The 25168-nt window shown below is 44.3% G+C and carries 24 protein-coding genes and 1 other annotated feature; of the genes, 17 read left to right on the top strand and 7 right to left on the bottom strand.

All coding sequences use genetic code 11. From position 1 onward, the window contains the following. Positions 1-87: 87 nt before the first annotated feature. Positions 88-2628: a GH25 family lysozyme gene (locus AB5627_RS11750; protein ID WP_265290834.1), complete on the bottom strand. Its 2541-nt coding sequence runs from the start codon at positions 2626-2628 to the stop codon at positions 88-90. Positions 2629-2967: 339 nt separating this feature from the next. Between AB5627_RS11750 and ypeB the strand changes: the two genes are divergently transcribed. The 10 genes from ypeB to AB5627_RS11700 all read left to right on the top strand — a co-directional run bounded on the left by ypeB (position 2968) and on the right by AB5627_RS11700 (position 13752). Then, positions 2968-4299, top strand: coding sequence for a germination protein YpeB (gene ypeB / locus AB5627_RS11745; RefSeq protein ID WP_265290835.1), 1332 nt, complete (start codon positions 2968-2970; stop codon positions 4297-4299). A gap of 17 nt (positions 4300-4316) precedes the next feature. Further along, positions 4317-4928, top strand: coding sequence for a rubrerythrin (gene rbr / locus AB5627_RS11740; RefSeq protein ID WP_022287611.1), 612 nt, complete (start codon positions 4317-4319; stop codon positions 4926-4928). Between the two features lie 187 nt (positions 4929-5115). Next, on the top strand, positions 5116-6246 hold the full coding sequence (locus AB5627_RS11735; RefSeq protein ID WP_022287612.1) for a cysteine desulfurase family protein: 1131 nt from the start codon (positions 5116-5118) through the stop codon (positions 6244-6246). Between the two features lie 118 nt (positions 6247-6364). Beyond that, on the top strand, positions 6365-7540 hold the full coding sequence (gene thiI, locus AB5627_RS11730; RefSeq protein ID WP_022287613.1) for a tRNA uracil 4-sulfurtransferase ThiI: 1176 nt from the start codon (positions 6365-6367) through the stop codon (positions 7538-7540). Between the two features lie 352 nt (positions 7541-7892). After that, positions 7893-8432, top strand: a complete 540-nt coding sequence (locus tag AB5627_RS11725; RefSeq protein WP_368369854.1) for a CinA family protein — start codon at positions 7893-7895, stop codon at positions 8430-8432. A 5-nt stretch (positions 8433-8437) separates the two neighbouring features. Continuing rightward, positions 8438-9508, top strand: coding sequence for a class B sortase (locus AB5627_RS11720; protein WP_022287615.1), 1071 nt, complete (start codon positions 8438-8440; stop codon positions 9506-9508). Positions 9509-9617: 109 nt separating this feature from the next. Next, positions 9618-10718 (top strand): cell wall hydrolase, encoded by a 1101-nt coding sequence (locus AB5627_RS11715; RefSeq protein ID WP_265290846.1) that lies wholly within the window; start codon positions 9618-9620, stop codon positions 10716-10718. 201 nt (positions 10719-10919) lie between these two features. Next, positions 10920-12353 (top strand): SpoIID/LytB domain-containing protein, encoded by a 1434-nt coding sequence (locus AB5627_RS11710; protein WP_302837703.1) that lies wholly within the window; start codon positions 10920-10922, stop codon positions 12351-12353. 18 nt (positions 12354-12371) lie between these two features. Next, a complete protein-coding gene (locus AB5627_RS11705) occupies positions 12372-13067 on the top strand; it encodes a zinc-ribbon domain-containing protein (RefSeq protein ID WP_022287618.1) in 696 nt (231 codons plus the stop codon). 79 nt (positions 13068-13146) lie between these two features. Then, a complete protein-coding gene (locus AB5627_RS11700; protein WP_181982644.1) occupies positions 13147-13752 on the top strand; it encodes a nucleoside triphosphate pyrophosphatase in 606 nt (201 codons plus the stop codon). Here the strand turns inward: AB5627_RS11700 and AB5627_RS11695 are convergent. Continuing rightward, positions 13740-14450: a DUF421 domain-containing protein gene (locus tag AB5627_RS11695; protein ID WP_022287620.1), complete on the bottom strand. Its 711-nt coding sequence runs from the start codon at positions 14448-14450 to the stop codon at positions 13740-13742. The two genes, AB5627_RS11700 and AB5627_RS11695, sit on opposite strands and share 13 nt — an antisense overlap. A gap of 73 nt (positions 14451-14523) precedes the next feature. On the opposite strand from AB5627_RS11695, the gene AB5627_RS11690 reads away from it, so the two are divergent. The 5 genes from AB5627_RS11690 to AB5627_RS11670 all read left to right on the top strand — a co-directional run bounded on the left by AB5627_RS11690 (position 14524) and on the right by AB5627_RS11670 (position 18793). After that, positions 14524-14763 carry a hypothetical protein gene (locus tag AB5627_RS11690; RefSeq protein WP_022287621.1) on the top strand — a complete coding sequence of 80 codons (240 nt, stop codon included), beginning with the start codon at positions 14524-14526 and terminating at the stop codon, positions 14761-14763. 14 nt (positions 14764-14777) lie between these two features. Then, positions 14778-15083, top strand: a complete 306-nt coding sequence (locus tag AB5627_RS11685; RefSeq protein ID WP_022287622.1) for a hypothetical protein — start codon at positions 14778-14780, stop codon at positions 15081-15083. 433 nt (positions 15084-15516) lie between these two features. Continuing rightward, positions 15517-15741 (top strand) — a binding site (T-box leader). Between the two features lie 46 nt (positions 15742-15787). Next, the gene (gene ilvA / locus AB5627_RS11680) at positions 15788-16990 is read left to right on the top strand and encodes a threonine ammonia-lyase (RefSeq protein WP_022287623.1); all 1203 of its coding nucleotides are present in this window, start codon (positions 15788-15790) and stop codon (positions 16988-16990) included. A 23-nt stretch (positions 16991-17013) separates the two neighbouring features. Then, a complete protein-coding gene (locus AB5627_RS11675) occupies positions 17014-17388 on the top strand; it encodes a RidA family protein (protein ID WP_117863874.1) in 375 nt (124 codons plus the stop codon). Positions 17389-17554: 166 nt separating this feature from the next. Beyond that, positions 17555-18793, top strand: a complete 1239-nt coding sequence (locus AB5627_RS11670; protein ID WP_368369853.1) for a chloride channel protein — start codon at positions 17555-17557, stop codon at positions 18791-18793. A 29-nt stretch (positions 18794-18822) separates the two neighbouring features. Here the strand turns inward: AB5627_RS11670 and ybaK are convergent, their stop codons facing one another. The 5 genes from ybaK to gpr form a co-directional block, all read right to left on the bottom strand. Further along, positions 18823-19311: a Cys-tRNA(Pro) deacylase gene (gene ybaK / locus AB5627_RS11665; protein WP_022287626.1), complete on the bottom strand. Its 489-nt coding sequence runs from the start codon at positions 19309-19311 to the stop codon at positions 18823-18825. A 29-nt stretch (positions 19312-19340) separates the two neighbouring features. Then, positions 19341-19943 (bottom strand): AAA family ATPase, encoded by a 603-nt coding sequence (locus AB5627_RS11660; RefSeq protein WP_117863873.1) that lies wholly within the window; start codon positions 19941-19943, stop codon positions 19341-19343. Between the two features lie 216 nt (positions 19944-20159). Continuing rightward, positions 20160-20789, bottom strand: a complete 630-nt coding sequence (locus AB5627_RS11655) for an AAA family ATPase (protein ID WP_022287628.1) — start codon at positions 20787-20789, stop codon at positions 20160-20162. Between the two features lie 215 nt (positions 20790-21004). Continuing rightward, on the bottom strand, positions 21005-22420 hold the full coding sequence (locus AB5627_RS11650; RefSeq protein ID WP_368369852.1) for an extracellular solute-binding protein: 1416 nt from the start codon (positions 22418-22420) through the stop codon (positions 21005-21007). Positions 22421-22741: 321 nt separating this feature from the next. Beyond that, entirely contained in the window at positions 22742-23611 is an 870-nt protein-coding gene (gene gpr / locus AB5627_RS11645) for a GPR endopeptidase (protein ID WP_368369851.1), read from the bottom strand. Positions 23612-23832: 221 nt separating this feature from the next. Between gpr and rpsT the strand changes: the two genes are divergently transcribed. Beyond that, on the top strand, positions 23833-24084 hold the full coding sequence (gene rpsT, locus AB5627_RS11640) for a 30S ribosomal protein S20 (protein ID WP_022287631.1): 252 nt from the start codon (positions 23833-23835) through the stop codon (positions 24082-24084). 170 nt (positions 24085-24254) lie between these two features. Next, the gene (locus AB5627_RS11635; protein ID WP_022287632.1) at positions 24255-25100 is read left to right on the top strand and encodes a glycosyltransferase; all 846 of its coding nucleotides are present in this window, start codon (positions 24255-24257) and stop codon (positions 25098-25100) included. The last annotated feature ends 68 nt before the right edge of the window (positions 25101-25168 follow it).

Genomic DNA, 25168 nt, shown 5'->3' with positions numbered 1-25168 from the left:
CCTAAGGTCGCCCCTCATTTTTATTCAGCGGTGCAAATTTGTATCATATCACAATGTGTGGCGTAAAATGCCCGTCACGGCAAGTGACTATTTAACCGTCTTTTCAGTATAAGCACCATAATAGTTCACACCATTGTATTTTCTGTATGCCCTTATTCTGAATGTTTTAGTGCCTGACAGATTTTTTGCAGTGTAGCTTTTGCCTGATGTTGTGGTGAGCTTCTTCCAACTGCTTCCTGACTTCACATATATCTCATATCCTGTGGCTTTTGATACCTTGTTCCATGCAAGTGAGATGTTGCTTCCCGAACGCTTTGCCGTTTTGACAGTGACGTTTGCAGGAAGTGTGCAGGTGACAAGTTGTGCAGGCTTGCTGTATTGCATAACATTGTCGCTTACATAATATGCCTTTACTCTGTATGTGTACATAGTGCCTGATGACTTGCCTGAGTTGGTGTAGTATGGATAAGCAGTGTCACCAAGCTCTTTGTAGCTGTCTGACGTTCCTATCCACTGATAAACGCTGTAGCCGGATACTCCATTCACGCTTTCCCATGTGATAGTGTTGGAACTTGATGTGTTCACTGATGAGGAAAGCCCCTTTGGTGTGTTTGCAGGACGAATGGTGATGTCCTTTTCAGTGTAGTCACCGTAGTAGTTTATGTAGTTATAATTTCTTATGGCTCTCACTCTGAAACGATAAGCTGTTTTCTGTGAAAGATCGCTTGCAGTGTAGCTCGTTCCCGAAAGGGTGGAGAGAGTTTTCCATGTTCCGTTTGTGTACATCTCTACCTGATAGCCTGTAGCCTTTGATACCTTGTTCCAGTTGAGTGTTATGGAATCAACGTCAGTGGAGCAAAGGGAGAATGATACGTTTGCAGGAAGAGTGCAGGTGGTAAGCTCAGAGGAATATGCACCCTCGATACGCTGTCCGTCAACAGTGTTGAATGCCCTTACCTTGTATCTGTACATCGTGCCTGAGCTTTTCTTTGAGTTTGTGAACTTTGTGGACGTGGTCGTGCCTATGAGCTTGTAGCTGTCGTTAGTACCTATCCACTGATAGATCTCATAGCCTTCCGCTTTTTTGGAAGCGTTCCATGTTATGGTGTTTGATGTAGAAGTGTTTGAAGTGCTTCTTATGCCTGTTACTGTACTTGGTATGTCAGTGACCTCAGCGTTTACATATGTGTAACCACCATTGTAGTATACGCCACTGTAATTTCTTCTTGCTTTTACCCTGAACTTATTAACACCGTTCTGTGTGATACCATTCACCTTGTATGAAAGGCTTGAAGTTGTGCCGACCTGCTTCCATGCACCGTTCACATAATGCTCCACGATGTAGTCGGTCGCCTTTGAAACTTTGTCCCAACTAATGGTAACAGAAGTTCCCCTTGCAGAAGCGGATATCTTTGAGATGTTCGCAGGAAGCGTGCAGGTGGTGAAAACATCAGAGTAATCGCCGTAAACACGCTTGCCTGAAGCGTCACTGTAGGCTCTCACCATGTATTTGTACATAGTGCCTGTGGACTTATTGGAGTTTGTAAAATATGTATTTTTTGTATCCCCTATTTTTTTCTTGTGAGGGTCGCTAGGGCTTGTTCCCTGATATACCTCATATCCTGTTGCGTCAGGAGCGCCGTTCCAGGCAAATTTGTTGGAGGTGGAGGTGTTTGCCACTGAGATAAGGTCGGACACATAAAGTGGAAGCTTGCCCGAATACCATACGTTCACGTCAGTGTAGGCTGAAATGCCTGAAACAGTACCGCTTCCTGAATATTGCCACATATCCATGCGTTGGTCATAATTGGTGTTGCTTGTGTAGTGAGCCAGCCATATAGGATATTTCTTGCCAAGCCCTGCTCCGTCAATGTAGTAGTTTAGCCATGTGTAGTTTGCATAAACACCTGCGCTGTAGCCAGACTTTATGATAGTGTCGCAAAAAGCTGTGCAAAGAGCGGTCTTTTGAGCCTTGGAAAGCCCTGCGCTGTCAAGTCTGCCAGTGTCATAGTCAACAGACTCGATATCGTAATAAACAGGCATTTGCAGAGAATATCCCTTTATCCTGTCAAGAACGAACTTAGCCTCTGCCTTAGCCTCGGCTGTGGTTATCGCCTGCGTGTAGAAGTATACGCCAACTTTAAGCCCTGCCTTGGTAGCTCCGTCAAGATAGGTCTTGAACTTAGGGTCTTCCACAAGCGTTCCTGCACTGCCATAGCCACGGTAGCCTACTCTTATGATAACAAATTCCACACCGCTGTTTTTGACCTTTTTCCAATCTATGTTGCCTTGATAATAGGAAACGTCAATGCCATAGACCTTTGAAACACCGCTGAATCTGTTTTGATGAGTAAGGCTGTCAGCCCCCCACAGAGCAGACATTGTCATAATGCCGTATGGATCGTTGTTTTCAAGATATTTATGATACTCAGGGTCGTCCTCAGTGACAGGCTCTAAAAGACCATCAGCCTCCATATTGCCTGTAGCATATTCAGGCTTTGATATCTGGATATCATTTGAAAGCTCACTTGACGCAATGCTTTTCTCTGCCGCATACACGAATGGAACAGACTGAGCCATTATTGCCGCTGACAAAACCACACCAGTCAGCTTTGGAATAAATTTCATAATTTCCTCCCGTAGAATTGTAGGCAGAGTTAACATTTTTCCTGCCATTTTACACGATAATTTTTACACACCCTTTATTATAGCCCTTTTTCAGCACGTTGTCAAATTCGCATTTATACAAATAAATACAATTCAGTAATTTTAAAGTTAAATCATTACACTTATTTTGAGATTTATGTAATAATAAGTAAGTAAAGATGTTCATGATACACAAGATTAGGAAAGAAATTTTGTGTATCATGATATGCCTTAAATGGCACTGCAAGGCACAGTTAATGAGAATAATCAGCATTTTAGCTGGCATAATAATGGAGAAAAAAGAAAAGGAGAGCATAAAAAATGGATATATCAAAGCGAAACGCAGTTAGGATAGTGTCTTTCACAGTGGCTGTCGTGGGTGTGCTTGCGGTGAGAAATATACAACTTATGAGCAGCGAAAAAAGGGCGTTGCGTAGTGTGAACTACACCTATTCAAGAGCCATGGGCGATCTGTGCGACGCAGTAGAGAACGTGAGCGACACTCTTGAAAAGGAACTTTATGCAGGCTCAGGAAAAATGCACCAGTCACTTGCGGTGAAGCTTTACAGAGAAGCGTCCTCGGCAAAGGCGGCTCTGTCACAGCTTCCCATAGAAGAGCTGCAGCTTGAAAACACCTACAAATTTCTCTCACAGGTAGGAAACTACTCCATGGCAGTGAGCGAGAGGCTCATGAACGGCGAGGAGATAACAGACGAGGAGTATGAGAACATATCCTCGCTCTATGACTTTTCCAAAGAACTTTCCGAGGATATGTGGGAGCTTGAAAGCTCAGTGAACAGCGGTGAGATAGCACTCACCCAAACAGGCTCACAGCAGAGCGATCCGCCCACAGTGACAGAGGGCTTCTCAGACTTTGAGGGAAGCTTTGAAAGCTATCCAAGCCTTATTTATGACGGCCCATTCTCAGACAATATCATGGAGCGTACCCCACGCATGACATCTGAGGCAGAGAACGTTTCACAGACCAAAGCCCTTGAACGCTGTTCCCTGGGGCTTAACATGAACTCCACAGTGTTCACAGATATCTCAGAGGTAGAGGGCAAAATGCCATGCTGGAGATTTTCAAACGAGGATAAGACGGTGGCTTGCGAGGTGACAAAGCAGGGTGGATATATCTCATATTTCCTCAAAAGCCGTATCAGCGAAAGCACAGAGCTTACAAACGAGCAGGGAGTAAAGGCAGCAGAGGATTTTCTCGATGACCTCGGCATACTGTCCATGAAAACCACCTACTATGAGAATATCGACAACGTTCTCACAGTGAATTTCGCCTACAACGACCTTGACGTGTGCTGTTACACCGACCTTATAAAGGTATCAGTAGCAATGGACGACGGTGAGATATTAGGCTTTGACGCAAAGGGCTTTTTGGTGAACCATTATGACAGAGATATTCCCGAAGCGGATATATCCCAAAGCCGAGCGAAAGAGAGCGTGTCCCCACGCCTTGAAATAGTATCCGGCAGGCTTGCACTTATCCCTACCGACGGTTTGGAGGAGAAGCTGTGTTATGAGTTCAGGTGCAGGGCGGAAAACGGCAGGAACGTGCTTGTATATATAAATGCACAGACCGCTGAGGAGGAGCAGATACTCATTCTTGTGGAAAGCAAGTCAGGAACACTGACTGTATAAAGTAGGAGGATAAAAAAATGTCAGATTTCAGAAATTCAAAGACAAAGGATAACCTTATGAGAGCCTTTGCAGGGGAAAGTCAGGCACGAAACCGCTACACAATGGCGGAGGAAAAGGCAAGACAGCAAAAGCTTTATGTGCTTGCCGACCTGTTCAAGTTCACAGCCGATCAGGAGAAAGTTCACGCAAAGATATTTTACGAACATCTCAAAGAGCTGTCAGGAGAGAGCGTGTTTGTTGACGGCGGTTATCCTGTGGATATTTCGGAGGATATGTGTACCTTGCTTGGTATGGCAGACCACAACGAGCGTCAGGAATCAGACGACGTTTATCCTGCATTTGCGGATGTCGCAAGGCAGGAGGGCTATGGAAAGATAGCTCAGGACTTCACCAATATCGCCAAGATAGAGAATGTTCACGGCAAGCGTTTTGCGGCATTTGGCAAGCTTATGAAAGAGGGAAAGCTGTTCTCTTCCTCCCAGTCTGAAACGTGGGTATGCTTGAACTGCGGTTATATCGTGGAGGGCACGCAAGCCCCTGAGAGGTGTCCTGTTTGCGGAGAAGCGCAGGGATATTATATCAGACTGTCAATGGCTTCATGGGGAAGTAATTGTAACTGTGATAAATAGTGCTCTGTGCGGTGCGGCTGAAAATGCCGTGCCGCATTGTGCTTTATAAAAATACATCGCCGCAGGCGATACCATAATTCCTCACTCCTCACTCCTCATTCCTCACTTTCCCGATTTGTTTGCATTATTCACAATTATATGTTATAATAAAAATAACTGCGATAAAACATGAAAGGACTTGTGATAATTGATATATCTTGATAATGCAGCCACCACAAAACCTTGTGATGAAGCTAAAGCGGCTGTAATGAAAGGCTTGGAGGTCTTCGGAAACCCCTCTTCTCTGCACAGAGCAGGTCTTGACGCTGAGCTTCTTGTTTCTGACGCTCGTGAGATCATTGCCGACGCTCTCGGTGTTACCCCTGATGAGGTCTATTTCACTTCAGGCGCTACTGAAAGCAACAATACCGCTATTTTCGGGGCTTACAAGGCTCACGGAAAACGTAAAAAGCGTGTTGTCATATCCTCTGTTGAACACCCTGCTGTGAAAAATCCTGCCCAGGAGCTTGAAGATATGGGCTGTGAGGTCATAAGGATATCACCTGACGAGAACGGCGAGATAAACGCCCGTGATATCTTTGCCGCTGTGAACGAGGATACGTTCCTTGTTAGCTGTATGCTTGTGAACAACGAAAACGGCTACATACTCCCTGTGGAAAAGGCTTTTTCTATGATAAAGAAAAAGTATCCCCAGGTGATTACTCACTGCGACTGCGTTCAGGGATTTATGAAAATTCCTGTGAAAGCCAAAAAGCTGAATGCCGATATGATATCCCTCAGCGGTCATAAAATATATGCTCCAAAGGGCATCGGTGCGCTGTATGTGAAAAAGGGCATTCATATACCGCCTTTTATGCTTGGGGGAGGACAGGAAAAAGGCTTTCGTTCGGGTACTGAGTCAGTGCCGCTCATATGCGGTTTCGGTGCGGCGGTGAAAAAGCTTGCGCCGAATGTTTCTGCGAACTTTGAAAAGGCGGCTGATATCCAAGCCTATCTCATAGAAAAGTGTAACGAAAACGGCGATGTTTTCGTAAATTCACGAAAAGGCGGCTCGCCTTATGTCACAAGCATTGCCGTCAATGGATTAAAGTCCGAAGTACTTCTCCACTATCTTGAAAAGCGTGAGATATATGTTTCAAGCGGCTCAGCCTGCTCAAAGGGCAAGAAAAGCTCCGTGCTAAAAGAGTTCAGATATCCCGAGCAGAGCCTTGACTCCACTATCAGGATAAGCTTTAGCATCGACACCACAAAGGCCGATATCGACGCTCTTATGGAGGGCATAAAGTCTGCGCAGAATGACCTGTGCAAGGTAAGGTAAAACACGCAAACAAATGTTTTGTACTATTTATAAAGGGAAACGGCGAAAAAGGTCGCTTTTGACAGGTTTTTGACGAGGACTTTTTTTGTGCAGTTTTCGTAAAGAAAGGATAAAATTTATGAAAGAAATCATTCTCTGCAAATATGGCGAGATAGCTCTGAAAGGTCTTAACAAATCAAGCTTCGAGAGCATGATGACAAAGAGCGTAAAAAGAAGACTTAAAAGCTGCGGACAGTTCAGCGTATCAAAGGCGCAGTCTACATTGTATGTTGAGCCACTCAATGATGACAGCGATGTTGACATGGCGGTGGAAAAGCTGTCGAAAATTTTCGGTATTGTTAAGCTCTGTCGCTGCTGCGTTTTGGAAAAGGATATGGACGAGATACTCACAAAGTCACTTGACTATATCGAGGACGAAATGGAAACTGCGAGAACTTTCAAGGTCGACGCAAAGCGTTCAGATAAGAAGTTCCCATTCAAGTCCCCTGAGATATGTATAGAAATGGGCGGAAAGATACTTGAAAGATTTCCACACCTTAAAGTTGACGTTCACGATCCTGACGTTGTAGTAACAGTGGAGATAAGAGAAACGAACGCCTATGTTCACGCAGGCTCTATCGAGGGTGCTGGCGGAATACCTGTCGGCTCAAGCGGAAAGGCAATGCTTCTTCTCTCAGGCGGTATAGATTCGCCTGTTGCAGGCTATATGATGGCAAAGCGTGGTGCGATAATATCCGCTATCCACTTTGAAGCTCCACCATATACTTCCGACAGAGCGAAGATGAAAGTTGAAAAGCTTGCCAAGATAATCACTGCTTACTGCGGTGATATCAACTTCTTCTGCGTGCCTTTTACGGAGATCCAGGAGCTTCTGAGAGATAACTGCCCTGAGGAGCTTTTCACTATCCTGATGAGAAGACTTATGATGGAGATAGCTCAGAGGATATGCGAAAAGGAGGACATTCAGGCACTTGTCACAGGCGAGAGCCTTGGTCAGGTGGCGAGCCAGACTATGTATGCAATGGTCTGCACAGACGCCGCTTGCCGTATGCCTGTATTCAGACCATGCGTTGGTATGGACAAATCTGAGATAGTGGAGATAGCAAGAAAGATAGATACTTTTGATACCTCTATCCTCCCTTATGAGGATTGCTGTACAGTTTTCACGCCAAAGCACCCTAAGACAAGACCAAATCTTGCAGACGTTGAAGCCGCTCAGAACGCTTTCGATTGGGAGCCTTATATCCAGAAAGCTATCGAGGGAACAAAGCCTTATCTTATCAGAAACGCATAGCGTATTTTCATGGCGTACACCCGTTGCATGGTGTCTGTGAAAAGGTTACAAACGGGTTAAAACTGTAACAGCTTGTAGCTTAATTGTACGCTTTTTTGTACCCGAATATTGTGTCTTTCCATGGTGAAAAATGCCGAAAAGCCCCGAATTTTCAGGGCTTTTCTTTGCGTTCAAAAGGGTGTTGAACGGGCTTGTTAATAATGAAAAATCAGTAATTTGGTAACAAAAGTGTAACATCTGCTTACAAAACTTGCCATTAGCATTGGTTTTTGAAAAACGTCGAATTAACAAAATGGACAAAAAGAGCCGATTTTTTATGTGCAATATATAACTAAAAGGGGTGATTATTACTATGAAATTTGCTGAAGGTGACAAAGTGGTTACAGATAGTATTGACATAGTTACAAAAAGTGTAGTAAAATATATGATAAAGAGCGGTCGGAATCTGTGTACTGCGGAAAGCTGTACAGGCGGAATGATAAGCCAGACGATCACTTCCGTTTCGGGAGCGTCGGAAATGTTCCTCGGCGGTGCCTGCACCTATACGGAGGAAATAAAGATGAAGCTTCTGAACGTGAAAAAGGAAACGCTGGAGCAGTATACTGTTTATTCTGAGCAGACAGCCAGTGAGATGAGCAAGGGTGCGCTGGAGCTTTTCGGTGCAGATTGTGCAGTGGCTGTTACTGGTATAGCAGGACCAAGCGGCGGCTCTCAGGAAAAGCCTGTGGGAACTGTGTATGTTTCAGTGAGAAGTCGTCAGAAAGAAATAGTCAGACGGCTTGAGCTTTATAAAGAATATGAGAATTTGGACAGAAGAAAGATCCGTATGCTTACAACAGAAACAGCACTGAGAATGGTGCTTGAACTGTATGAACAAAAGGCGGAGGCTTGAAATAAATGTCAATGGCTAATGAAACAATGAATCTGTCCGAAAAGGACGATACAAACTTTTTTGTAAGAGTAGTAAGATATTTTATCCCGTGGAAGGGCGACGGAGCAGGAGAAGTGTTCAGAAAGATAGTGTTCATGTTCTCTATCGTGCTTTTCTGTGTTTCTCTTAATGAGCTTTCAGATTTTCTGAAAGCCGACGAGCAGGATCAGAACTATATGCAGGAGATCGTAAATTACGAGCCTGACTTTAGCGATGACGTTGACCTGAGCAAGAATAACGGCTCAGACGATATTGACGTTTCTGACCCTGAGGCTTCAACGAAGGACAGAGAAGTTCAGGGTTGGGCTAAGAAGCTTCTGAAAAGGAACAAGGACGTCGTAGGCTGGATAAAGATCCCCGGCTTTAAAAATTCCGCAGGTGATGAATATATAAACTTCCCTGTTCTTAAAGGCAAGGATAATGAATATTATCTTTACAAGAATATAGACAAGCAGTATTACGAATCGGGAAGCATTTATGCAGACGCCTGGTCTACCATAAATAAGGACGGGCAGTCTGACAATATCACGATATATGGTCATAACATGAGATATGTGGGAACTTCCTTTACTCACCTTACTGAGTATAAAAAGGGCGTTGATTTTCTTAAGAAATATCCTGTTATCGAGTTCAATACTATCTATGACAGCAACTGTAAGTATGTTATCGTGGGTGCGTTCGTGACGGGAATACTTGAAAATCAGGACGACGGAAAGCTCTTCAAATACTGGACTACCAGATATTTTGACGACGCTGACTATAAGTTTGACGATTGGATCTCAGAAGTGAGAAAGCGTTCGTGGTATTCAAACGATATCGAGTGTACAGCAGACGATAAGTATATATCGCTCTCAACTTGTACAAACGAAACTTCAAATCTCAGGTGGGTGATCGTGGCAAAGAAAATGACGGCTGACGATAACCTGGATCTTATAATAGATTCCTATAAGGACAAGGCAAATAAGGATATTTATTTTCCTAAATGCTGGAGAAACGTATACGGAAACAATAAGAAGTATTTCGGCTGGGATTATTGATGTTTATTACACCAAATCGGTGTAAAATAAATTTTAGCTGACGTCAAGCTCACGGACGGCAGTGAAGACGGTTTGCGTGCAGACGGTCGGAAAGGGTAATGTGATTAAAATGAAGCAGAAAAAAACTGAAGACAGCATAAAGCGAACAGCTAAGCCGTCGGTCAGGAAAGTAGGAACAATGCTGGGCAGCGGTGCGCTGGCAGTGCTGATGATAGGTACAGTAAGTATCTTTGCACTTACAAGCGGCAACAACGAGGCTCAGAAGGACACAAAAGCTGCAATAACCAACACTAAGACCACTTCTGTGACAGAAGCAGAAACTGAGAGAGATGAGACCTATACTTCAATGAACACCGTTACATGGAGAAAAGCGGGTATCAGCGAGTATAAAATGGCACAGGCAGAGTCTGAGACAACAACTTCCGCCAAAGCCACTACAACAAAAAAGACAGAAACTACTAAAAATGCAGCAAAAGAAACAAAGGTCAATAACGTAACAATGGTCGCAACTGAGATCGTGAACGTCAGAGAAAAGGCTGACAAGAACTCAGAGATAGAAGCTATCGTTGCAGCAGACGAGGAAGTTATCGTTACGGCTGAAACAAGCGACGGTTGGTATAAGGTTACATACGGCGACTACAGCGGATATGTAATGAAGGACTATCTTAAAAAGGCAGAAGTAACAACAACTTCCGCTGCGAAGTCCGAAACTACAACAGCAGCTAAGAAGTTTGAAACAAAAAAGACTACGACAACAAAGGCTAAGACAACAAAGTCTGAAACAAAAAAGACAGAAACAAAGAAAGCAACAACATCAAGCTCGAACAGTTCTGTTATAAGCTATACAGATGAAGAATTTGATATGCTTTGCTACGTTCTTCAGGGCGAGGTAGGAAACTGCTCAGAGCAGAGCAAGATCGCTGTTGCAAATGTTATTATCAACAGAGTGAAAACAGGCAGATTTGGAAGCTCTATAAGCGACGTTCTTACAGCGCCAAATCAGTTCACTGCAATAAACGGCTATTACAGTGGCAGAAACAAGCCAACTCAGAACACTATTGATTGTGCAAAGAGAGCGCTGAACGGCGAGGATAATTCAAACGGTGCAGTTTATTACTACGCTCCACAGTATTGCGGTGGAAGTACAGCGTCTTGGTTTGAATCACTCACATTCTGCATGGAGCTTGATGGTCAGAGATACTTCAAGTAATATTTGAAGTTTTTGGCTAAAACGCCGATATTGTAGATGTAAAATTGTATATTATGCTGAAAAGTCAGGACGAAACTTAGCTTTGTCTTGACTTTTTTTCAGTATTTGATAAACTATTATTTAGGTATGCAGTGAGTATTTTGCTGCCATTGGGAATGTTTTGCGGTGTGACCGCTTGAAGGTAAGGACAGTGTCTTGACGATGAATTTGATGACAAAAAAGATATGTGCAAATGTCTGCGCAGCGGTAATGAGCATAACTGCCGTTGGTATATGCGGTGAGCTGCTGCTGGATAATAAAAGCGTGGGCGCAGAAAAAGCCCCTGCGGTGCAGGTCAAAAACGTTGAAGCTCAAAGCGTTAAGACCACTGCCGCTACTGAGGTCTATGACTTTGTGAAGTTCAAAAAGTCCTCTGTGGATAAGTATGATATGTCTTATGTTCAGCAGAAAAAGCAGGCAAAGACCACAAAGAAAAAGGCTTCAGCCAGTGAGTTTACTGTGGAAATGCCTGAGGATAAGGGCGAGTATTACGATATAAAGAACGACCCTGCTAACTTTACAGATACAAGAAGCGTCGCTGATGAGTATTATACTGTCAACGATATAATCTCAGGAAATATCGTCACTCTTAATGGTCATGAACTGCTCTGTCAGATAGTCAACAGTGAGATAGGCGGTGAGTGGGGCGAGGAAGCCATAAAGGCGCAGGCCGTGGCGGCTTATACATGGGTCAGATTTAACGATTCTATCGGTGCTATACCTACGGTGGGGCTTAAAAGCGGATATTCTTCAAAGATAGAAAGATGTGTAAATGCCGTTGAGGGTCAGACCGTTATGTATAACGGCAATATCATAAATGCAGTTTATTCTGCTTCAACAGCAGGTTATTCTACCACCAGCGAGGATATATGGGGCGTTTCTTACCCGTATCTCAAGCGTGTAAAGAGTGAGTTTGACGATAAAGATCCTAACTGGGGCATTGAAGCTACATATACAAAAGACGAGGTCAAGGAGCGTATCGAGAGCCAAACTGATATAAAGCTTTCCGACGACGTGAAGAACTGGTTTAAAATAGACTCTGCTTTCAGCGGAAAGTATATAAGCGGAGTGACTATCGACGGTCATACGAGCTGTACCTATGATGGCAGTGAAGCTAGGATAACAGGTATCACGCTCTGCAACCTCTTTGATGTGAAATCGAACGCCATGGAGATAAGCTATAAGGACGGTGTGTTCACTTTCAAGTCCTATGGCTGGGGTCACGGTGTTGGAATGTCGCAGTGGGGCGCTTGCTATTATGCCGAGGCTGGCTATACATACGATCAGATACTTACTCACTATTATGTGAATTGCTATCTTGGTCTGTCGGCTGTAAATGACAAAGCTGTAAAGAGAGGTCAGATGTCGCAGGACGAGATAGATAAGGAGATAAAGGATTCAGAGATAGTTGACGAGGGCGGAAACGCTTCAGGGGACAGCAAAGAGAACAGTGAGCCTGCACAGACTCAGCCGACCGAGAACGGCACTGTTACCACTGCTCCTGCTACAGAAGCACCTGATACTACAACAACTTCGCCTGACGTTCAGCCTGAGGATAATACCGCCACAGAGCAAAAAACAGAAGAAATATTATAACCGAAAGGGAGAATAAAAATGGGATTTTTTTCACCTAAGAATACACCTGAAAATGCAGTAAAGGCACAGATAGACGCAAAGCTTGCCTTTATAAACGATAAGTATACCGAGATAGGCAGATATGTCAAGCTCAGAATGGCTGACAAGATAGAAGAGCCGGAGGTGAAAAACCTTATTGCTCAGATAGACGCAACTCTTGAAGAACTGAAAAATCTTAATGAACAGCTTCTTACCATCAGAGGAATGAAACTTTGTTCCGGCTGTGGCCACGAGATACCAGTGAATATGGCGTTCTGCCCTAACTGCGGAACAAAACAGCCTGAAATGGCTCAGCCTGTTTATCAGCAGCCTGCTCAGGGCGGTGCAGTTCCAATGGGCGCACAGCCTGTTATACAAAACAGTCAGGGCTATCATAATCACCCTGTTTCACCTGCTTATAATCAGCCACAGGCTAATCCTGTTTATGGCAATCCTGCTCAGCAGAATGTTCAGACAGCCGCTCCTATCCCTGAGCCTGCTGTGGCACAGACTGCTGCACCTATCCCACAGCCTGAAACAGCACCTCAGCCTGCACCAATGCCACAGCCTGCTCCGGTGATAGCAGAAGCTCCGGTGCAAGAGCCTGCAAACAGCAGTTTTGTATTCTGCTCTCAGTGCGGCCACAAAGAGCCTGCAGGCGTTAAGTTCTGCTCAGAGTGCGGAATGAAGTTGTAATAAAAAAATTAAGGCAGCGCAGGATAATAAGTGCGTTGCCTTTTTGAGTAAGAAGTAAAAGAAGTAAAGGAAGATCTTTATGTCAGTGAATATTTCAAGCGAGCTTATGGATTATGATGTTATACTTGCTTCAGCGTCGCCAAGAAGAAAAGAACTGCTGTCATTGATGTGTGAGAATTTCAGGGTTATCCCCTCTGATTGTGACGAAAAAATACCAGAGGACGTTACACCAGAACTTGCCCCTGAGTATCTTTCAGGGATAAAATGCAGATGTATCGCTTCGGTCTATGACCTGAGCGTTGTTATCGGCTGTGACACTGTTGTAATATGCGATGGGGAAGTTCTCGGTAAGCCTGTGGACGAAGCTGATGCCATAAGAATGTTAAAAATGCTGTCAGGCAAGACTCATCATGTTGTAACAGGCGTTACCCTTGGCAGAGGCTGTCGTTACAGTAGCTTTTCCGCCACCACCGCAGTGACTTTCAGAGAGCTTTCCGACCAGGAGATAAAAGCCTATGTGAAAAGCGGCGAGCCTATGGATAAGGCGGGGGCTTACGGCATACAAGGGCTTGGAGCACTTCTTGTGGAAAAGATAGACGGGGACTTTTATAACGTTGTTGGTCTGCCTGTGAGCAGGCTTGCAGAGGAACTCCACGAGTTTTTGAAGAAGGTTCAGTCGAAGTAGATCTTCTTGTTGCTCTCCTGAGTTTTCGGGAACACTGTCACCTTGTCGTTTCCGTCAACTATGCAGAGAAAGACCTTGTCAGGTGATGAACAGCCTTGCTTTTTTATTTCGTTGGTGAGCCATTTTATCTCCTTGCCTGCGTATTTCAGGTTGTCCTCCATAATAACGCCGTCAAGGATAAGGTCGGTGCAAAGCTTTTCGTCCTGCTTCTCATATCCTAAGTCTTTTGGAGTGAGAGGTGCTTCTGTGGCACGTTCCATGAAAGAGATAGTGCCGTTGGTTTCCAGAATAGCGTAGTATATCTTTGAGATGTCGAAATAGCCTGACGTTCTCGCCCTTGAAAGCAGATCGTTCACATCAAGCTTGGCGGTCTTAAGATTTTCGGGATATATTTTGCCTTTTTCAATAAGCAGGATAGGCTTGCCCGAAAGAAAATGTCGGCAGTGGATAGACTTCATCGTAAGCACAGACAACAGAAAGCCTGTCAGTCCGTAAAGCACCATTGCGATAACAGGCACGATAAGCTCGTCCATTTCCTGTGAAACAGCCATTTCAGAGGCGATAGAGCCTATGGTGATGCCGTTGATGTAGTCAAAAAGCGTGAGCTGTGATATCTGCTTGTTGCCAAGAAGCTTTGATATGGCGAACATAACGATTATAGAGCCAACTGTGGCAAGTATGGTGTGAGTGATGTTCATAGGCGTTTGACCCCTTTCAGAATATGCCCTTATTATCTGCATATGCGAACGTATTATTCTTCTGACGCATATTATGACAGAGAAACGTTGTGAGCAGGAAAGGGCGGTATCAGTGGAAAACAGGGGATCGTGCTGCGGTCAGCAGCTTAATATAATGGCTGCGGCATTTGCAAATTATCTTGGCGAGGGTTTGAGCGTTGACCAGCTTGGGCTGCTGTCAGCCTTTTTGCAGTCGGTGGGCGAGTCGCTTGACGTTATCGCCTCCGCAAGGCAGCTTTGTGCAGGAAATGATAATAATATAGCAGATAATTGATACAGGAGCGTAAAATGGGACTTTTCAGAAAAAATAAAGGTACGCCCTTGAAAGAGCTTGAACGCTATCATGGGAAACGAGTTTCCTATGTGGTTGAGCGTGAGGGCGCAGAGGAAAATGTTATCGGAAGAACAGGCGGAATATCTGTTGATAGTGAAAAGCTTGTGGTGGTGTGTGACGGACACGAGGTTTTCAGGTGCAGTACCGACGGCATAGTCTGCGCTGAGCTTATGAGCCACAACGGAGCGGATATAAAGGGCAGGGATATGACCACAGGGAAGCTTCGTCATATCGTTGTGCATTACGCAAACAAAAGGTGATATTTTTGCAAATGCACTCTCTTTGCACATAATTCTATCACATTGCAGTGGTAATATTATTACAGTCGGAAAGGAAAGACCGACAGTTAAAAAGACTTCATGATTGTTTTCTTCATATATTTTTTCTATACTTCCTTAATTAAAGGCAACACCACACAAGGAACGCCTAGCGGCTTCGTACGCAATCTGCTTGCAGATTTTCCGCCATATCGCACAGAAACTCCTTGACTAGCGTCAGCTAGCCTGCGTCGTTTCTATACGATCTGGCAAAAAATCTGACTACGCATCTTACGCACGATCCTTGTGTGGTGTTGCCTTAAAACCTGCACGAGCGTGTGGGTTTTTATTTTTTGTATAATGTCTTAGAGAAAAATTCATTTTATTGCTGTTGACAATTCATATTTATGGTGATATAATGATTGTATTGAATATCGTAAAGGCTGTGACGAGAAAGGTGACGGTGCGAATACTTCGCAGAGAGCGGACGTTTGGTGAAAGTCCGCAGGGATAACGCCGTCAGGATCATCTCTGAGCTGATCCGCCTAAGCAGATGTGTTAAGCGGATACGGTTTCTCACCGTTAGAAAGAGATATGAGTGGCAGGCTTATGGTCTGCAATCAGAGTGGTAACACGGAGATATTATGTCTTCGCCTCTAGTCAGGCGAGGGCTTTTTTTATTACATAGAAAAAAGAGGTTGTTTTTTATGCTTACATTGGATAAGGTTTTTGACGCTTCAAACGTGCTTAAAGAGGTCATCAGACCAACAGCGTGTATCCATGCGCCAAAGGTAAACCCTGATTGTGACGTTTATCTGAAAACAGAAAATCTTCAGGTAACAGGTTCTTTCAAGGTAAGAGGAGCTTATTATAAGATATCACAGCTTTCAGACGAGGAAAAGTCACACGGTGTTATCGCCTGCTCAGCAGGAAACCACGCACAGGGCGTTGCTCTCGCCGCAACAAAGAACGGTATAAAGTCTATCATCTGTCTTCCTGACGGCGCACCTATCTCAAAGGTAGAGGCAACCAAGGGCTATGGCGCTGAGGTATGTCTTGTGCCTGGCGTTTATGATGACGCTTATGCAAAGGCTATCGAGCTTCGTGACGCTAACGGCTATACATTTATTCACCCGTTCGATGACGAGAATGTTATCGCAGGTCAGGGAACTATCGGTCTGGAGATACTAAGTCAGGTGGCTGACGCAGACGTTATCGTTGTTCCGGTCGGCGGCGGCGGACTTATCTCAGGTGTTGCATTCACTGTAAAACAGCTCAAGCCAAGCGTTAGAGTATACGGCGTTCAGGCTGAAGGCGCACCTTCAATGGTAAATTCACTTAAAGACGGCAAGATAGAGTGCCTTGAAAGCGTTCACACTATCGCAGACGGAATCAAGGTAAAAGAGCCTGGCGAGCATACCTTTGAGTATTGCAGTAAGTATGTTGACGGTGTTGTTACAGTTTCAGACGACGAGATATCATCAGCTATCCTCCACCTTATCGAGAAGCAAAAGCTCGTTTCAGAGGGCGCAGGCGCAACACCTGTTGCCGCAGTAATGTTTAATAAGATACCTGACATCAAGGGCAAAAAGGTTGTATGTCTTGTTTCAGGCGGAAATATAGACGTAACTATCCTTTCTAGAGTTATCAAGAGAGGTCTGCTCAAGTCTGGCAGGTCTGATACTCTTACTATCCAGCTTGAGGACAGACCTGGTCAGCTGAGAGATGTTTCAGAGATAATCTCAAAGCTTGGCGGAAACGTTGTTTCTGTTCACCACGAGAGAGCAAGTGAGGACAGCGATATCACAGATTGCCTGCTCAGACTTGTTCTTGAAACAAGAAACTTTGATCATATCAGAGAGATAAGACAGGCTCTTACAGCCGCAGGCTTTAAGATAGTCAATAAGTAATTTTAAGACAGGAGTAGATAAAAATGGCAGAAGTTGTTTACACAAAGAACGCACCGGACGCAATCGGTCCATATTCACAGGCAATGAAGGTAGGAAACCTTGTTTTCACATCAGGTCAGATAGCAATTGACCCTGCAACAGGCAACGTTGAGGCAACAACTATCGAGGAGCAGACACATCAGGTTTGCAAGAACCTCACAAACGTTCTTGAAGCCGCAGGAACATCTATCGGCAAGGCTGTAAAGACAGTATGCTTCCTTAAGAATATGTCAGATTTCGGTGCATTTAACGGAGTTTACGGTGAGTATTTCACATCAAAGCCTGCACGTTCATGCGTTGCCGCAAAAGAGCTTCCAAAGGACGTTCTCGTTGAGGTAGAGGTAATCGCTGAGGTATAATTTAGCATATTATTTTGTAGTGGAACGGCTGAATTTCTGTTTCACAGAAATGCGACGTCCCATTATTGTGGAGCTGTATTTCAAATATTTCGGGCGGCATATGTCGCCCGTTGTTTTTCTGTAAAAAGGGGTGAGGAAAATAAGCAGTGAGTTTATAAAAAGCAAAATGCGGACGGTGAAAAAATTCTCCATAGCCTTTGCAAAGTGGGTCTTTATCGCCTGCGCAGTGGGCGTAATAGGGGGAGTAGTCGGCTCGCTGTTCCATATGGCGGTAAACTTTGCCACAGGCTTTCGTGAGTGTCATAGCTGGACATTGTATCTTATGCCGTTGGCAGGTCTGTTTATCATTTTCAGCTATCGTGTCTGCAAGGTGGACGAGGAGACCGGTACAAATCTTATCATAAGCTCTGTTCGTGGAAACATCAAAGTGCCGCTGCTTATGGCGCCTCTCATCTTTCTAGGCACCGTACTCACCCACCTTACGGGCGGTTCGGCAGGACGTGAGGGTGCGGCTTTGCAGCTTGGCGGAAGCATTGGCGCAAAGGCAGGCGAGCTTTTAAAGCTTGACGAAAAAGACTCCAGCCTTGTGATAATGTGCGGAATGAGCGCAGTGTTTGCCGCACTTTTCGGCACGCCTTTGACTGCGACTTTTTTCGCTATGGAAGTAATAAGCGTGGGCGTTATATACTATGTGGGTCTTGTGCCTTGCATAGCTTCCTCTCTTATCGCATATAAAATATCGCTGTTGGCAGGGCTTGCGCCAACAAAGTTCAACATAACAGGCATACCAAGGCTTTCCCTTGTGTCTGTGACCCAGATAGCGGCGCTTGCGGCTCTTTGTGCGGTAATATCCATACTCCTTTGCATGGTAATGGAGTTTTCACATTCAAGATTTCAGATGTATCTGCCTAACACCTATCTCAGGATAGCTGTCGGTGGCGTTGTGATCATTGCATTGACTTTGCTTGTAGGTACAAGGGATTACAACGGAGCAGGCGTAGACGTTATCGTGGCGGCTTTAGAGAAAGGTAAGGCGCACCCAGAAGCCTTTGCTCTGAAAATGCTTTTCACCGCCATAACTATAAATACAGGCTTCAAGGGCGGTGAGATAGTCCCGACCTTCTTTATCGGAGCAACTTTCGGCTGTACAGCCGCAGGCTTTTTGGGGCTTGACCCATCATTCGGTGCGGCTATAGGTCTTGTGGCACTTTTCTGTGGCGTTGTGAACTGCCCTGTGGCTTCCATACTTCTCAGCTATGAGCTTTTCGGCGGAAGTGGGCTTGTGCTTTTTGCGGTTGCCTGCGGAGTAAGCTATATGCTTTCGGGCTATTACGGACTTTATTCCAGCCAGAAAATAATGTACTCAAAGACAAAGCCCGAATATATCAACATAAATGCAAAATAAAAGAGAGCCAAGCGGCTCTCTTTTTTTGTTTATTCACTCATTGTTATGCTCTCGAATTTACCCCTTGTGACCTTGATAAGGTCTTTCGGAGAAAGCATTATCTGCGACCCGATACGTCCGCCGCTTATGATTATCTCCTCAAACTGCTCCGCAGAGCTGTCAACTACCGTCATGTACTGTTTTTTCATGCCAAGGGGTGTACAGCCACCACGAATGTAGCCCGTAACAGAGTTTATATCCTTCACATGGAGCATCTCGACCGACTTTTCGCCCACAGACTTTGCCGCCTTTTTCATGTCAAGCTCCTCTGCGATAGGGATAGCGAAAACATAGTAATTTCCGCTTTTACCCACTGTCACAAGGGTCTTGAACGAGCTTTCATACGGCTGACCGAGCATATCTGCAATGTGTATGCCGTCGATAAATTCGTCGCACTCATATGTGTTGACCTTGTATTTTACCTTATTTCTGTCAAGAATACGCATGGCGTTGGTCTTGACTTCCTTATCCTTTGACATTTTTTATCGCTCCCAATAAAATATTGCCCCTATTTCTCCCTTGAAAGCTTCACAGTGTCAGCAATTATCTCGGCGCACATTTCGTAGCCAAGCCTGCCGCTGTCAAGGCACATATCATAGCTTGAAATATCTCCCCACTTTTTGTTGGTGTTGGAGTTGTAATAGTCGGCACGTTTTCTGTCATACTTTTTGAGCCTTGCTTCCACCTCGTCCTCGGAGATGTTGTGCTTCTCAATTGCGCACTCCTGACGCTTCTCAAAGCTTGCATTAATGAAGACATTCAGCGTCTTGACTTTGTTTTTCAGTATAAAATCTGCACATCTGCCCACGATAACGCAGTTTCCCTTTGAAACAAGCTCCATTATTACCTCTGTTTCAGCGGCGAATATCTTCTCTGTTATAGGATACTCTTTCTCCTTTGAAAACAGATTTATAGGTGTTTTGAGAATGCTCAGAGCGGCTTCCTCGTATTTTTGTATCTCGCTCATTGCAATGCCACTTTTTTGTGCCGCCATGTCGATTATCTCTCTGTCATAGCATGGGATACCAAGCTTTTCAGCCACAAGCTTACCGATAGTCGAACCGCCTGCGCAATAATGTCTGCCGATAGTGATAACTTTTATTTCAGCCATTTTCTGTTTCTCCTTTTGCAGTGTTTTTTATTTTTTTTGTCGGACTTCTGCCCTTTTATACAGTATAATATATTTGCTTGTTATTGTCAATAACATATTGGTTACACTTTGTTTAAGCTGGAGTAATAAAACTCCTCATAAAACGGAAAAGGACCGACCCTATGGTCAGCCCTCTTTCGTAGTAAGGAAAGTAAAATGAATTAAAACGAAAAATTCCTATTTATCAGCGTTGGCTTCTTTTATTTCGATATAAGCCTTCATAAGCTTGATAGCACCGTCAACGCCTGTTTTGGACGAGTTGATACAAAGGTCATAGTTCTTTGCTTCGCCCCATTTCATGTCGGTGTAATAATTATAGTATGAAGCTCTCCGCTTATCAGTCTTGCGGATAAAGTCCTCAGCTTTGTTTTTTTCAATATCGTATCTCTCAAGGATACGCTTTTTCTTTTCGGCAGTGTTGCCGGAAATGAAGAAGTCGATAATATTAGGCTCATTTTTCAGAACATAGTCAGCACAACGTCCTACAATAACACAAGGACCCTTCTTTGCAATGTTCTTGATAGTTTCAAACTGAGCCAAGAATATCTTGTGATTCAGTGGCATATCAGGATTGATCCTGCCGTCTGCACTTACAGGGTAATTACCCATGACCAGTGAGAAAAGAAAGCTGTTAGTATAGGACTCATCGTTCTTAACAAAAAGCTCCTGACATATACCGCTCTCTTTTGAAGCCATTTCCAAAAGCTCTTTATCATAGAAAGGTATGCCCAGATCATCAGCAAGCTTCTTGCCTATTTCACGTCCTCCGCTGCCAAATTCACGGCTGATAGTAATAATCGATCTCATAAAACATATCTCCCTTCTTTGATATATTCTTTTTAACGTGTATTTATTATAGCATATTTTTTGTGATTTGTACATAAAAATTCGTAAAATTCTTGCACAAATTTATGTATTTTATATTGTGCATTTTGCGTACAAATATATTTAACAAATTCGTGACAAATACAAAGGCAACAAAAAAAGCGGGACGAATGAACGTCCCGCTTGGAAATACTGAATTATTCAGCAACGTTAGCGTTTGCTTCCTTGATGATGTAATCAACAGCCTTCTGGTTCTCAGCAACGCACTCTGTCCATGTAGTAGCTCCGCCGCCTGTTATCATTGTAGCCTGGTTTACTGTCTGCATAAGTGTTGAAAGCTCAGCAGATACGCCGTTCTGGAAGTCAAATACAGGATTCTGTCTAGCCAGATCGTAAATTGTCTTACGCATCTCGATCATATCGTCTGTCCAGCCGTAGTCGTTCTTGAGCTGTTCTTCTGTGATGTTCTGTACCTCAGAGTTTGCAACCTTGCAGCAGTTTACGAACGCATTGAAGCCGTCTGGGTTTGGAGCGTTCTTGCAGAGGAGATAGCCGTTTACACCTGTAGATACATAGTACTTGTCAGAATCGTCCATTCTTGGCATTGGAACGAACATAACCTCGCCGTCCTTGACGCTTCCGAATGTCTTAGTCTTTTCAGGAGTATCCTCGAGAGCCCATGTGCCGATAGGAATGAACAGTGTGAGCTGTGAACCAAGACCTTCACCGTTAGCTCCGTCACCTCTTGTCTTCCAGTTGTTGCTTGACATGTCGAATACAACGTTGTTCTTCTCAAGGTTGTACATAAGATCCTGAACTGTACCAACTTCAGCCTTGCCCATGTTGTTTACAAGCTTGCCGTCCTCAAGACCGATAAGTGGATAACCGCAAGTATCGTTAAGAGCCTCGCCGTACCAGTAACCATCAAGAGCACATCTGTCAGCTTCAGAGTCTGCAAAGTCAAGGCACATCTCTGTGAACTTGCTCCATGTCCACTCGTCATTAGCGTAAAGCTCAGCAGGATCGTCATAGCCAAAGTCTGATATTGTCTTTGTGTTGTATGTACAAACATACTGTGGTTTTACGTCGATAGCAGCTACATAGTGCTTGCCGTTGAATACGAATGAATCGTTAAGTGTCTGTGATGATGACCAGATGTCTGAGCTGAAATCAACTACATCGTCGATAGGCTCGAACATGGCCTTGATAGCACCCTTAGGGAATGCGTCCATGTCGTCAGCAGGGAAGAAGTCAGGTGAGTCGTTAGCCATAACTGCCTTAGCAAGATCAGTATATCTGTTATCCCAAGTTGTCTGAACGTACTCGATCTTTCCACCGTACTTAGTCTGGAAAAGTGAGATAGCAGGTGATTCTGACTTACCATCAGTAGGGTTGATGTCATAGTGAGCCATCCACTTGATAGTCTTGTTTGAAAGCTCGATGTCAGGGAGCTTATCCTGAAGTGCATTTACCTGCTCCTTCTGATCTTCTGTCATAGCCTTAGCTTCCTTCTTGGAAGATGAGCTGTCACTTGATGAGCTGCCGCAAGCAGCCATGCTGCAAGCCAGTGAAAGCGCACAAGCAGCAGCGAAAATTCTCTTTGCCATTTTCATTATAGTAACCTCCTTGATAATAGACGAATGTTCCTTACCCAAAACGTTCATCTGTTACGATCGACAAGCATTGTTACCCGACAACGCTTGCCATAACGCTTATTTTTCGTCCTTACTAATGATAACAAAAAGTTTAAATTTAGTCAATCAGCATTTTGCAATATAAAGCTCAAGCGTTTTTGTTGATTATGACAAAGGCGTGTTGAATTTGTGTGAGTATTCGTTTTCAGAAAACGTTTTCGCAATTTCACTCATACATATTAATAAAAAGTTTACAATTGTTGTATACAGGTTTTACATTACTGTACCACCTGCCTTTTGTCAGCAGGTGAGAGCTTGAATGTCCTCTTGCGACAGGGCAGGGTGAACGGCGCGGTTTATGCCCATTGCAATGAGCTTTGCGCAGTTTTCCGAAAGTTTGTCAGCAGTTTTCGGAGCGACCATGATGTTTTCGGAGCTTTCAGGTGCGGTCTGACCGAAAATGTGCTGTGCGGCAGTGCAAAGGTCTATGACCGTTGGCACGCCTATGGCAATGCACTTTACCCCGAGGGTCGAAAGCGAAAGCTCTTTTCGTGCGTTTTCGACTCCGCTTCCCGGAGAAATGCCGGTGTTGCAAAGCTGTATTGTCCTGCCAAGATTTGAAAGCTCGCTGCAAGCCAGTGCGTCAACGGCAATGATAGCCTGCGGTGTTACACGCTCCGCAATTGCTTTTACCTGCTCTGAGGATTCTATTCCCGTGTTTCCAAGCACTCCTGGCTGTATCACTGTGACCTCGCCCAGATCGTCAGTATCAATCTCTTTTGCAAGGCTTTTTATGTGGCGGGTAGCGAAGATCTTTTCAGCGGTAAGAGGGCCAACAGCGTCGGAAGTCAGGGCATAGTTCCCAAGCCCTACTGCCAAAAAACGTTCACATTCACCGCAAAGCTCCCCTATGGCTTTTGCTATGACTTCTGCACGCTCACGAAAACTGTCGCTGTACATATCGAATGTTGAATCTGTGGCGGTAAGGGTGATGTATCTGCCGATAGGTCTGCCAAGCTTTTCGGCGGCTTCCTGTGTTTCTATGGTGATGTCCGTTACCTCAAGCCTAGCGTTTTCGATAACCTTGTTTTTGACTTTCACTCCCTGAAGCTTTTCCGCACCGCCTGCCTGAGAAAAGCTCTCCGCCGCTATATCCGTTCTAATGCTCATTTTATTCACCTTTCTGTGACTTCGTGTAAGTTTTTGTGTGTTCCTACAATTTAGACCGCAAAATTTCTATATTTTTTTCAGTAAACCCCCTTGCAATTTCTTTTGAAATGTGGTAAAATATTTTACAAGGCTTGTTTAAAGGGCTTTCCGCATTTCCTCTCAGTCTGCGGATAGCTTGTGCAAATAAGTGCAAATTTATACAGAATGAGGGAGGTGTCGGTATGCCAAACATTAAATCCGCTAAGAAGAGAGTCAAGGTTATCAACACTAAGACAATGAGAAACAAGGCTGTAAAGTCTGATCTTAAAACTGCACTCAAGAAGGCTGACGCTGCTGTAGCTGAGAATGCAGAAAACAAGGAAGAAGTAGTAAGAGCTGCTATCAAGAAGGTAGATATGGCTTGCACAAAGGGCATTATGCATAAGAATGCTGCTGCAAGAAAGGTATCACAGCTTGCTAAGAAGCTTGGCTAATTTTTCAAAGTAGCTTACAAGACCGTTCCGAATGGGGCGGTCTTTTTTGTGTGTTGGTCTGTACTATATAAATGGTATACTTTATAAATAGTATACTTTGTTGGTCGTAGTTGACTTTTTGGAGCTGTTATAGTATAATTGAGTTGATAATAATGCAGGGGAGGGATCTTATGACGTATCGAGTTGGAAAATATACGCTGCCTGAATACAGTGTGCTTATGTCGGTGTATGACCGTGAGCTTCCTGAAAACCTTAACGAGAGTCTTGAGTCTATGCTCATGCAGTCATATCCTCCCTCTGACTTCGTGCTTGTGTGCGATGGCAAGCTCACCTGCGAGCTTAATATTATCGTAAAGTCATTTCAGGACGAGTTCAAGCATATTTTCCATATCGTTCAGATAGACGAGAACGTGGGCGTTGGAAAGGCATACAACGAGGGCATAAAGGCGTGTAAATGCGATTATATCGTGAAAATGGACAGCGACGATATATCTCTCCCTAACCGCTGCTTGAAGCAGATGACCCTTTTTGCGGTGAAACCTAAGCTTGATATCATCGGCACATATGTGGAGGAGTTCGACACTGACACTGACGAGGTAGTTTCGGTGAAAAAAGTGCCTGTCATGCATAAGGATATCGCTTCATATTCCAAACGACGCAACCCTTTCAACAGGCAGTCTGTGGCTTTTCGCAAGTCCTTTGCGGAAAAGATAGGCGGTTACAGTGACCTTAAAATGTGCGAGGACTATGAGTTTATCGCACGAATGTTACAGCATGGTGCAAAGGGGCAGAATATACCCGAGGTGCTTGTGCGCTACCGCATAGATGAAAATACTGTGGATACACGCAAAAGCTGGGAGCATACAAAGGCTTTCATTCGTGTGAGGTGGATAATACACCGTTCAGGGTATACGGGCTTCCGTGACTTTTTCATGCCATGCGCTCTGCAGCTTGGCTTGTTTATATTTCCCAGAAAATTCACCCGTTGGGTATACAGAACGTTTCTCAGAAAATAATATATTTCTATATGAAAATATGAACCCGATGCCATTTGGGTTCATATTTTTTAGCTCAAATCAAAGTA

This window comes from Ruminococcus sp. RTP21198st1_G1_RTP21198_201120 (genome assembly GCF_040924265.1).
Classification (GTDB): domain Bacteria; phylum Bacillota; class Clostridia; order Oscillospirales; family Ruminococcaceae; genus Hominimerdicola; species Hominimerdicola aceti.
The sequence above is the reverse complement of the archived record's forward strand: the minus strand, read 5'-3'. Positions and strand labels throughout refer to the sequence as shown.

Excerpts from the sequence above, each read along its gene's own strand:
- AB5627_RS11750 (WP_265290834.1), bottom strand. The coding sequence starts at position 2,628 with ATGAAATTTATTCCAAAGCTGACTGGTGTGGTTTTGTCAGCGGCAATA.
- ypeB (WP_265290835.1), top strand. The coding sequence starts at position 2,968 with ATGGATATATCAAAGCGAAACGCAGTTAGGATAGTGTCTTTCACAGTG.
- rbr (WP_022287611.1), top strand. The coding sequence starts at position 4,317 with ATGTCAGATTTCAGAAATTCAAAGACAAAGGATAACCTTATGAGAGCC.
- thiI (WP_022287613.1), top strand. The coding sequence starts at position 6,365 with ATGAAAGAAATCATTCTCTGCAAATATGGCGAGATAGCTCTGAAAGGT.
- AB5627_RS11725 (WP_368369854.1), top strand. The coding sequence starts at position 7,893 with ATGAAATTTGCTGAAGGTGACAAAGTGGTTACAGATAGTATTGACATA.
- AB5627_RS11720 (WP_022287615.1), top strand. The coding sequence starts at position 8,438 with ATGTCAATGGCTAATGAAACAATGAATCTGTCCGAAAAGGACGATACA.
- AB5627_RS11715 (WP_265290846.1), top strand. The coding sequence starts at position 9,618 with ATGAAGCAGAAAAAAACTGAAGACAGCATAAAGCGAACAGCTAAGCCG.
- AB5627_RS11710 (WP_302837703.1), top strand. The coding sequence starts at position 10,920 with ATGAATTTGATGACAAAAAAGATATGTGCAAATGTCTGCGCAGCGGTA.
- AB5627_RS11705 (WP_022287618.1), top strand. The coding sequence starts at position 12,372 with ATGGGATTTTTTTCACCTAAGAATACACCTGAAAATGCAGTAAAGGCA.
- AB5627_RS11700 (WP_181982644.1), top strand. The coding sequence starts at position 13,147 with ATGTCAGTGAATATTTCAAGCGAGCTTATGGATTATGATGTTATACTT.
- AB5627_RS11695 (WP_022287620.1), bottom strand. The coding sequence starts at position 14,450 with ATGAACATCACTCACACCATACTTGCCACAGTTGGCTCTATAATCGTT.
- AB5627_RS11690 (WP_022287621.1), top strand. The coding sequence starts at position 14,524 with ATGACAGAGAAACGTTGTGAGCAGGAAAGGGCGGTATCAGTGGAAAAC.
- AB5627_RS11685 (WP_022287622.1), top strand. The coding sequence starts at position 14,778 with ATGGGACTTTTCAGAAAAAATAAAGGTACGCCCTTGAAAGAGCTTGAA.
- ilvA (WP_022287623.1), top strand. The coding sequence starts at position 15,788 with ATGCTTACATTGGATAAGGTTTTTGACGCTTCAAACGTGCTTAAAGAG.
- AB5627_RS11675 (WP_117863874.1), top strand. The coding sequence starts at position 17,014 with ATGGCAGAAGTTGTTTACACAAAGAACGCACCGGACGCAATCGGTCCA.
- AB5627_RS11670 (WP_368369853.1), top strand. The coding sequence starts at position 17,555 with ATGCGGACGGTGAAAAAATTCTCCATAGCCTTTGCAAAGTGGGTCTTT.
- ybaK (WP_022287626.1), bottom strand. The coding sequence starts at position 19,311 with ATGTCAAAGGATAAGGAAGTCAAGACCAACGCCATGCGTATTCTTGAC.
- AB5627_RS11660 (WP_117863873.1), bottom strand. The coding sequence starts at position 19,943 with ATGGCTGAAATAAAAGTTATCACTATCGGCAGACATTATTGCGCAGGC.
- AB5627_RS11655 (WP_022287628.1), bottom strand. The coding sequence starts at position 20,789 with ATGAGATCGATTATTACTATCAGCCGTGAATTTGGCAGCGGAGGACGT.
- AB5627_RS11650 (WP_368369852.1), bottom strand. The coding sequence starts at position 22,420 with ATGAAAATGGCAAAGAGAATTTTCGCTGCTGCTTGTGCGCTTTCACTG.
- gpr (WP_368369851.1), bottom strand. The coding sequence starts at position 23,611 with ATGAGCATTAGAACGGATATAGCGGCGGAGAGCTTTTCTCAGGCAGGC.
- rpsT (WP_022287631.1), top strand. The coding sequence starts at position 23,833 with ATGCCAAACATTAAATCCGCTAAGAAGAGAGTCAAGGTTATCAACACT.
- AB5627_RS11635 (WP_022287632.1), top strand. The coding sequence starts at position 24,255 with ATGACGTATCGAGTTGGAAAATATACGCTGCCTGAATACAGTGTGCTT.